This window comes from Azohydromonas caseinilytica (assembly GCF_012927045.1).
Taxonomy (GTDB): domain Bacteria; phylum Pseudomonadota; class Gammaproteobacteria; order Burkholderiales; family Burkholderiaceae_C; genus Azohydromonas; species Azohydromonas caseinilytica.
In genome coordinates, this window is record NZ_JABBFW010000090.1 from 1 (window position 1) to 1,567 (window position 1,567).

The 1,567-nt window shown below is 66.3% G+C and carries 1 protein-coding gene; it reads right to left on the bottom strand.

Features of this window, described 5'->3' with window-relative positions:
• Positions 1 to 60: 60 nt before the first annotated feature.
• Positions 61 to 1,455 (bottom strand): ISNCY family transposase, encoded by a 1,395-nt coding sequence (locus HHL10_RS30075; protein ID WP_375139000.1) that lies wholly within the window; start codon positions 1,453 to 1,455, stop codon positions 61 to 63.
• Positions 1,456 to 1,567: the final 112 nt, after the last annotated feature.

Genomic DNA, 1,567 nt, shown 5'->3' on the forward strand with positions numbered 1-1,567 from the left:
TGTCAACGCCAAGTTGAAATGTCGCATTGCCAGCCAAGTAGAGATGTCGCACTGAGGTTTCTATAGGCCAGGAGGCACGCGGGTCGAATGGTTTTCGCTGCCGCCGCAAACCTGCTCGATGGCGGCACGGATGTCTTCGTCGGTGAACTGGCGTTGGCGTTTGGTGCCGGGGGCTTGGCGGATTTGACGCACGGGGTCACCAGCCAGGGTACGAGAGGGCCCATCGGAGCAACGTCGGTCATCGCGCTGAGCCTGGATGAGCTGTGCGACCTGCAGCGCGCGGCCCAGGCGTTTGTTCTCCACCACGCCGCCGGCATCGACCTGGGGAAGGCGCTCGTAAAGAGCGTAGGGCAGTACAAGGCCATCGGCGCGCACCTCTATGCGCCCATCGGGGTACTCCCACACGTCGATGTAGTGATGGATGAGCGCACGTGTGGCGGGCGAATCGTGCAGCAGATAGATGCGGCGCTCGTGCTGCAGCGTCAGTGCCGGCGTGAGCTTGCGCTGCAAGCGCCAAGTGAAGATGGCGCCGAGGTCTTCGTCGCTGCGCAGCGGCCGGTGGGCGTCGAAGGCGCTGCGCGGTGGCTTTGCAAAGCGTGCGTTGTAGTCGGCCATGAAATGCGGCGCGAATGCGTTGGCCGCTTCAATGCTGCCAATGCCGCGCAGGCGCAGCTCCTTGACCAGCCGGTCCTGCAGCGTGAGGTGGGCGCGCTCGACGCGCCCCCTGGCCTGGCTGGAATTGGCGCACCAGCTCTCGATGTTGAGCTCGAACACCGCACGGCCGAATTGCGTGACAGCACGGCCAGATTCCACTGAGTCGCGCACCGAGCGAAAAATGCTGTCCTTGTCGCTGTACAGCGCCACGGGTTTGCCGTGGCAGTGCAGGTAGCCGCGCAGCGCCTCGAAGTAGGCGAACGTCGTCTCGGTGGGCGCGAAGTACAGCTGCATCAGCCGGCTCGTGGCGTCGTCAACGAAGACCAGCAGCGTGCACGGCGGTGCACGGTCCTCAAACCACGCGTGCTCGCAGCCGTCGATCTGCACCAACTCGCCCAGACAGGAGCGGCGGCTGCGGGGCTGGTGCACGGGACCCGTGCGCTGCCGGCGTGGCACCCACAGCCCCGCGGCGATCATGAGCTGGCGCAGCGTCTCCTTGCCCAGCACTACGCCGTGGCGCTCGCGCAGCTTCTCGGCGGCCAGGGTCGGACCGAAGTCGGCGTAGTGCTGGCGGATCAGCACGATGGCCCGATCCGCCAGCCCCGTGGGCAACTGGTGGTTGCTGGGCCGGCCGCGCTTGCGCGACAGCAGCCCGGCAGCGCCTTGGGCCTTGTAGCGCTGCAGCAGCCGCTCAAGCTGGCGCCGGCTCAATCCCAGCCGCTGCGCAGCCATGCCCACGCGCAGCGCACCGTCCACGACCGCCTGCACGGTCTTGAGCCGATCGGCTTCGCGCATGCTCATCGTGATCGTCGCTCCATCCGTCGCCATGGCCGTGCCCCCAGCAGTGCCCAGGGCTGGGACAGTGCGACATCTCTACTTGGCTGGAATGCGACATTACTAATTGGCGCCTACA

Coding starts and splice junctions, on each gene's coding strand:
- HHL10_RS30075 (WP_375139000.1), bottom strand. CDS start 1,455: ATGAGCATGCGCGAAGCCGATCGGCTCAAGACCGTGCAGGCGGTCGTG.